The organism is Thiocystis violacea, assembly GCF_016583575.1.
GTDB classification, from domain to species: domain Bacteria; phylum Pseudomonadota; class Gammaproteobacteria; order Chromatiales; family Chromatiaceae; genus Thiocystis; species Thiocystis violacea.
The window spans coordinates 1-5,841 of sequence record NZ_NRRG01000106.1 but is presented as its reverse complement, the minus strand read 5'-3'; the positions used below and the strand labels follow the sequence as shown (position 1 = coordinate 5,841).

At 60.5% G+C, this 5,841-nt stretch carries 9 protein-coding genes; 3 read left to right on the top strand and 6 right to left on the bottom strand.

Annotation, left to right across the window (positions count from 1 at the left end):
• Positions 1-170: 170 nt before the first annotated feature.
• Positions 171-806: a peptide chain release factor H gene (gene prfH, locus CKO27_RS23240; RefSeq protein WP_200377294.1), complete on the bottom strand. Its 636-nt coding sequence runs from the start codon at positions 804-806 to the stop codon at positions 171-173.
• Positions 803-1,981, bottom strand: a complete 1,179-nt coding sequence (locus CKO27_RS23235; RefSeq protein WP_200377293.1) for an RNA ligase RtcB family protein — start codon at positions 1,979-1,981, stop codon at positions 803-805. The genes prfH and CKO27_RS23235 overlap by 4 nt, the downstream gene beginning before the upstream one ends.
• A gap of 83 nt (positions 1,982-2,064) precedes the next feature.
• Between CKO27_RS23235 and CKO27_RS23230 the strand changes: the two genes are divergently transcribed.
• On the top strand, positions 2,065-2,304 hold the full coding sequence (locus tag CKO27_RS23230; protein ID WP_200377292.1) for a type II toxin-antitoxin system Phd/YefM family antitoxin: 240 nt from the start codon (positions 2,065-2,067) through the stop codon (positions 2,302-2,304).
• Between the two features lie 5 nt (positions 2,305-2,309).
• A complete protein-coding gene (locus CKO27_RS23225) occupies positions 2,310-2,729 on the top strand; it encodes a type II toxin-antitoxin system VapC family toxin (RefSeq protein ID WP_200377291.1) in 420 nt (139 codons plus the stop codon).
• A gap of 156 nt (positions 2,730-2,885) precedes the next feature.
• On the opposite strand, the gene CKO27_RS23220 is transcribed toward CKO27_RS23225, so the two are convergent.
• Together CKO27_RS23220 and CKO27_RS23215 are read right to left on the bottom strand one after the other, a co-directional pair.
• Positions 2,886-3,374, bottom strand: a complete 489-nt coding sequence (locus CKO27_RS23220) for a hypothetical protein (RefSeq protein ID WP_200377290.1) — start codon at positions 3,372-3,374, stop codon at positions 2,886-2,888.
• A gap of 239 nt (positions 3,375-3,613) precedes the next feature.
• Positions 3,614-4,198, bottom strand: coding sequence for a hypothetical protein (locus tag CKO27_RS23215; RefSeq protein WP_200377289.1), 585 nt, complete (start codon positions 4,196-4,198; stop codon positions 3,614-3,616).
• Positions 4,199-4,258: 60 nt separating this feature from the next.
• Here CKO27_RS23215 and CKO27_RS23210 point away from each other — a divergent pair, with 60 nt between their 5' ends.
• Positions 4,259-4,483, top strand: a complete 225-nt coding sequence (locus CKO27_RS23210; protein WP_200377288.1) for a type II toxin-antitoxin system RelE/ParE family toxin — start codon at positions 4,259-4,261, stop codon at positions 4,481-4,483.
• A gap of 306 nt (positions 4,484-4,789) precedes the next feature.
• Here the strand turns inward: CKO27_RS23210 and CKO27_RS23205 are convergent, their stop codons facing one another.
• The gene (locus tag CKO27_RS23205; RefSeq protein ID WP_200377287.1) at positions 4,790-5,293 is read right to left on the bottom strand and encodes a GIY-YIG nuclease family protein; all 504 of its coding nucleotides are present in this window, start codon (positions 5,291-5,293) and stop codon (positions 4,790-4,792) included.
• Between the two features lie 179 nt (positions 5,294-5,472).
• On the bottom strand, positions 5,473-5,841 hold a 369-nt coding region (locus CKO27_RS23200), incomplete at its 5' end, for a hypothetical protein (protein WP_200377286.1).

Genomic DNA, 5,841 nt, shown 5'->3' with positions numbered 1-5,841 from the left:
TCCGCTACCTCGGTTGACGATGTGTTTCACGACATCGCTCATTGTGCCCACCTTGGGCGCGTGGGAGGAGCGGGGCGGACCATTCCATTAAGTCTGTAACTTGCTGATTTGTATAGAACACGAATCACGCCATGCGACAGAAGATGTCGCAAGAGAGTGGGATGGATCCTTCACCGCTCGCGCCTCCAGTCCGGCCCCCGATAGACCCGCACCGGATTGCCGCGAATCAGGCTGGTATGCTGCCGCCAGCGTGCCGTGTCGGCGGCGCGGGTCTGGGTCGCTGCGCGGGCGTCGAGTTGCTCCGCCAGCCGTGCCAGGGCGAGTCGGCGGTTGAGATGTTGCGAGCGTTCTTCCTGGGCCAGCGCGCTCAGGCCGGTCGGCAGATGGGTGACGCGCACGGCGCTTTCCGTCCGATTGACATGCTGTCCGCCGGGACCGCTCGCCCGCAGGGTCTCGATGCGCACGGCGGTGTCATCCCAACGGTCGGCTGCCGGTTCGGCAAAGGCGGCGACACTGACGAACCAGTTCTTGCGGGGGTGACGCGGTCGATAGGGACTGGCGCCGGTCCATTGGATGGTGCCCAGCCAGGAGGCGACGAGCACTGAGGCATCCGCTCCACTGACCCGCAGCAGGATGGAGCGCGCATCGCCGCCATGCTCGCCCGGCGTGCGGGCGATCTCTTCGACGGCCAGCCCCTGTGCCGTCAGATCGCGGATCAGGATCGGCGCCAGACGCCCGACCACCCACTCGCATTCAGCCGGACAGCGCCCGGCGGAGAGTTGCAGCCACAGGGTTGCATCGCTCATAAGCGATCTCGCTGCGGTTGGCGGAAACCGGGTTGCCGCTGGGCCGGTCGTGCACCGTTCCGATTGGCCGGACGGCGGACCTTGTAGGTCAGCAGCGGGCGCAGGGTGGCGATGACCGTCATCAACCCAGCCTCGACCAGATCCGCCACCACGCGCTCGATGCCCTTATAGTTTTCCGGTGCCTCGTCATAGAGCAGTTCCTTGTCCTCGCAGATCACCCGTCCGCCAAGTGCGGTCGTCACCAGATCCTCGGGCCGTTGCCGACCGCTCAGGCGGCCCCGTGCCTCGCCGCGTTTCCACTTGCGCCCGGCACCATGGGCGAGCGAGTGCAGGCTGTGCGCGCTGTCCCCCAGCGGTTGCACCAGATAAGAGAGACTGCCGCGCGAGCCGGGGATGACGACCGGCCCGCGATCCGCCGGGGCCGCGCCCTTGCGATGCAGCCACAGCCGTTCGCCGTGCCAGTCCACCGGCTGCACCAGGTTGTGCCAGATATCCAACCGCCGCTTGCCGACCGTCTTCAGCGCCTCGAACAGCCGTTGCGCGATCAATCCGCGATTGGCCTCCGCCCAGCGCAGCGCCTGATCGTGCTGTTGCAGATAGTCGATTGCCTCGGGGCTGGCCGGATCCAATCCCTGATGACCCTGTTGATCGACGATCCCGCGCAGCACGGACTCGCCCAGCCCACGCGAACCGCTGTGGACCAGCAGCAGGAGTTGATCGGTCTCGATACCCAGCGCCGATAAGGCTGCCGGATCCATCACCGTCTCAACAGCCTGCATCTCGGCGAAATGATTGCCGCCGCCGATGGTGCCGAGCGCGGCATCGAAGTCAGTCGGTTCCAGATCGAATTCAGCGCGCCAGTCGTCCAATTCGCCCGCCCAGGGCGCTTCGAGCCCCTGCAAACGCTCCGCCGCCCGCTCGGGTTTGAATCGGCGCCGCGACAGATCCGTCTGCCACAGCGCCATGCCGCAGCCGATGTCATTGCCGACCAGCGCCGGATAGATCCGCTCGCTCAAAAAGGCGGCGCCGATGGGATAACCCTGGCCCGGATGCAGATCGGGCAGGCCCACCGCCGCGCGCATCCCCGGCAAGGTGGCGGTCTGCTCCAGTTGGCGCAGGGCTTCGCCCTCGATCCAGGTGTCGGGCGAGGCGATGAGGTGGTAGGACGTGGTCATGGGGGTCAACTCCCGTGCGGTTGAGGCGCGAGTGGGGCCAGATCGGCTAGAATCTGACTATGTTAGTCAGATCGAGACCGAACATGGAACGGATACAGATTGCCCAGGCCAAGGCCAACCTCTCGGCCTTGCTCGAACGGGTCGAGGCGGGCGAGGAAATTGTCATTACCCGGCGCAACAAGCCGATTGCCCGGCTGATCCCGGAACGAACGGCGCCGCGCACGGCGGCTGATGCGCTGCAAGCGGCTTGGGCGCTCGATGGTTTCACGCTCGATCCCGTTCCGGAACGGCCCATGGATGCCGACGGGATCGCCTTGGACTGATCCGCATGCGCTACCTGCTGGATACCAATATCCTCATCGCCCTCAGCCAACCGATGTCGGACTCGCCGCTGGCACGCTGGTTACAGCGCTGTCCCGCCAGCGATCTCGTGCTGTCTTCGGTGGTCCTGGCCGAAATCGAATATGGAATCGCCAAAAGCACCCGCCAGGCGCACAACCGCCAGGTGTTCGACGCCCTCGTCCAGGGCTTTCGGATCGAAGCCTTCGACCAGGCGGCATCGCGCTGTTATGGACCGCTGCGCGCGGAGCTGGAGCGACGCGGTCAGTTGATCGATCCCAATGACTTGATGATCGCCGCCCACGCCCTGGCGCTCGATCTCACGCTGGTCACCGATAACACCGGCGAGTTTTCGCGGGTCGCTGGTCTGCGCGTGGAAAACTGGCTGCGGCAGACGCCGGCGCTTTAAGCGACTGGTCCTCGTCCGACTTCCTCGCTCAACGGTGCGAGTAACGTCCGAGTCTACCCGAGGCATGCGATAGCGGTTGTCGCATCCAGCGACCATGGATCGGGGGAAGGACACCGGCCGGGATCGGGTGGGGGAAGTCGGCACAGGCGTGCCGGACTACGACGGATCGCCTTCCACGTCCTCCTCATCGTCCCAGGGATTGACGCGATAGTGCGGATCGGTGGCGAAGCGCACGCGCTGCCCCTCTAACTGGAAGGCCGCGCGGAGTCCGTCCCAGACCGGGACGCTTGGTCCTTGTGTTGGCTCGGCGTCGGCGAAGAGGGTGACATCCATGTAGATGACGAAGGTTTGCGTCGTCGTGTCGAAGATCACCCGTCCGCGCGGCACCTCGTCGTATTCCAGAATGCTCAGGATCGGCCGCTCGACCCTGTGCCGCGCGACCAGGCGCGGCCAGACCTGGACATGGGCATCCGGACTGTCCAGTTTGGCGCCCCGCGCCTGCGCCTGCGCCTGCTCCAGCGGTACCGGCTGCGCCATCAGGCAGGTTTGATAGACCCAGAAGATCCCGACCTGTCCCTTCATCGGCAGGGGCGTCCGTGCGAGGTCGTGCGCGGCCGGTCGGCTCGCGGGGCTGTGTGTCGTCATGCTTGATCCTAATCGAGTCGGAAGAAAGCGGGCGATCGCTGTCGGATTCCGGTCTGCTGCGCGTTGCCAGAGCCCAGTCCAGGCGTCGGGAGTTCGGTGCTGGTGCCTGTCGGTCAGCGGTGGGCGCCGGTCCAGTTTCTGAACGACTGGCTCAACGCTCGGAAGAGAGAAAATGGCTCGCACGAGCACGCTCCCTGGGAAGACGAAACACCGAGGGAACCTCACGACTGACCAGGCATTCACTCACGCAACAGCGCTCGCGCCGTCACCAACGCATCCGCCAACACGAACCGCGCCTTCTTTCGCTCGAAATGCTGATGGGCCAGCGCCACGACCTCGGCCCACATGACGTCAGCCTCGGGGTAACGCAGTACCCGTGCCGTCGCGGCTTGGTCGATTTTGACCTGGAAATACGCCCCAGGACGGCGGCGCGTCTCCATCAGCCCTTGTTTGACGGAAACTGTGTGGAGGCCGTCTTCGTGGCCGTTGGTCATGTCGAAGCAATAGATTCGCGGCTCCCCATGATTCGGGATGACCTCGATCAGGTCGTAGTACCGGCCGTTTCTGGATAGACAGGCTTGTATCCTCACCGTCCAGTCTTTCCAGGTTGGACCATGCTGGCGACTCAGATAATCGTACTCCTTGCAAACGCTGGTCCAGATCGTCTCGGCCTGGATGATCACGGCCGTTTCAAAGCGATGGTTTTCATCCTGGAGCTTGGCGATCGCTGGTGGAGTCATGGCGTACCGGTCCGAACCGAGACCGTCGCGGCGGCTGTCGTCGCTGTCTTGCTGGGTAAGGTCGCGCGGATTCGATCCTGACATGGGTAGTCCTCGTGCATTGAAAGCCTGGGGTTGACGACGCTTTGAAAGACGCTGGGTGGAATGGGCCATCCAGGCCCGTGCTCAGTGGTCGCGCGGCGCAAGCCGCGCATGCTCAATGCCGCGCAGCGCCTGGACGACTTGCGTCTCCCGCCCGCTAATCGCCTGGAATCACTATCAGGGAACCGCGCCGAACAGCATCGCCTCCGCATCAATGAGCCATGGCGTATCTGTTTGGCGTGGAACAACGGCAACGCTGGGCGCGTTAAGATGTGCGATGACCACTGAGGAAACACGAAGTGCCGCGCGCCCACGGCGACGAATTGTCACGGATTCAGCCGCTGGCAGTCTGAGCGCGAAATCCAGCCGTGTTCCGTTCTCGCCAGTCTAGGACACGCCGCACGCCAAACGATGGGCTGTTTTATCGAAGGGTGAATGGGAAATTCCAGTCGCTTGAAAGTTAAGCCGTTCATGGTTCGACAAGCTCACCACGAACGGCTTAACTTAATCGAAATGAGGCGTAGGCGTAGGCGTAGGATGGGTAGAGCGAACCGAAACCCATCATTCCTCGTTTGCTGCGTTGAATGATGGGTTTCACGACCAATCAGCATCATTGGCAATCGTCGAGGTTATCTCGTAGCCGTTCTGCCCATCCTCGCTATTTTTAATTATACCTCTGGTGTTGTCGCATGGTTGTAAGCGATTAATAAGAAAATCTTCTAAACAAACTGGAGATACTGCATGTGACTTGCTTCTTTCTACTGGTATGTTCACTACGTAATGAGGCTTTTTTGACCAGCCCGGTTGAACCACTTTGCATGCACCAGATCCTTTAAAGTGGTTATATAGTCGGCTTCCAAAATTACTGTCGGTTTTTCCAATATAAATCAATTCAAGATCTTTACTAAAAATCAGATAGACGCCCGCTTTGTATTGGTGTGGGTATGGTTCACTATCCCATCCACCAGAAATAGGAATGTCTGTTCTCGCGCCACTAGGAAATAGTGCATAATAGCCGCTAACATCAAGCTCACTCAATCCTCTCTGCATTCCTAAAAATTCATCAATCGCGGCTTTGACATCTTGCAGGTTAGGCATAGTAAAAACTCCTCGTCTCACACGTTTTTTACGGCAGATCGGTACAATTTAAACCGTCGTTAATCGCTCTCACTGCTGGATAGGGCATTTACCCTGCTGGGAACCTTTTTAACCTCGCTAATCCGCCGCCCAAAACTTGCAGGATGGAGTGAATGACCCCGCCTCGCTTGAGATGGCATTCACAATTCATCCTTTTTTTCGTTAGATTGATCAATAATGCTTTTCCCAAGAGCCGTCAATAAAAGCCTTTTGTCATGATTGCCAATGTCGATAGAGCCAACAATGCCCGCAGTTGCCTCTATAATCCTTGCCTTCCCGTCGTGCTTTGCCTTTATTACGGCAATATATATCACTGAAAACAACAAAACTGATATGACTGCCGCAAAATATATCACCTGAATCCGTGATCTGAATGACGCGGCAACGTCCTCTTGGCAAATAGCGATGCCGGAATTCATTTCAGCGACGCGAATAGCGCCCGGGCGGGGACGAATCGGTCCACGGAAGGGCGGTTGGGCGAGAAGCTGCGGGCGACAGACAAAAGGATA

Coding starts and splice junctions, on each gene's coding strand:
- prfH (WP_200377294.1), bottom strand. CDS start 806: ATGAGCGATGCAACCCTGTGGCTGCAACTCTCCGCCGGGCGCTGTCCG.
- CKO27_RS23235 (WP_200377293.1), bottom strand. CDS start 1,981: ATGACCACGTCCTACCACCTCATCGCCTCGCCCGACACCTGGATCGAG.
- CKO27_RS23230 (WP_200377292.1), top strand. CDS start 2,065: ATGGAACGGATACAGATTGCCCAGGCCAAGGCCAACCTCTCGGCCTTG.
- CKO27_RS23225 (WP_200377291.1), top strand. CDS start 2,310: ATGCGCTACCTGCTGGATACCAATATCCTCATCGCCCTCAGCCAACCG.
- CKO27_RS23220 (WP_200377290.1), bottom strand. CDS start 3,374: ATGACGACACACAGCCCCGCGAGCCGACCGGCCGCGCACGACCTCGCA.
- CKO27_RS23215 (WP_200377289.1), bottom strand. CDS start 4,198: ATGTCAGGATCGAATCCGCGCGACCTTACCCAGCAAGACAGCGACGAC.
- CKO27_RS23210 (WP_200377288.1), top strand. CDS start 4,259: ATGGGCCATCCAGGCCCGTGCTCAGTGGTCGCGCGGCGCAAGCCGCGC.
- CKO27_RS23205 (WP_200377287.1), bottom strand. CDS start 5,293: ATGCCTAACCTGCAAGATGTCAAAGCCGCGATTGATGAATTTTTAGGA.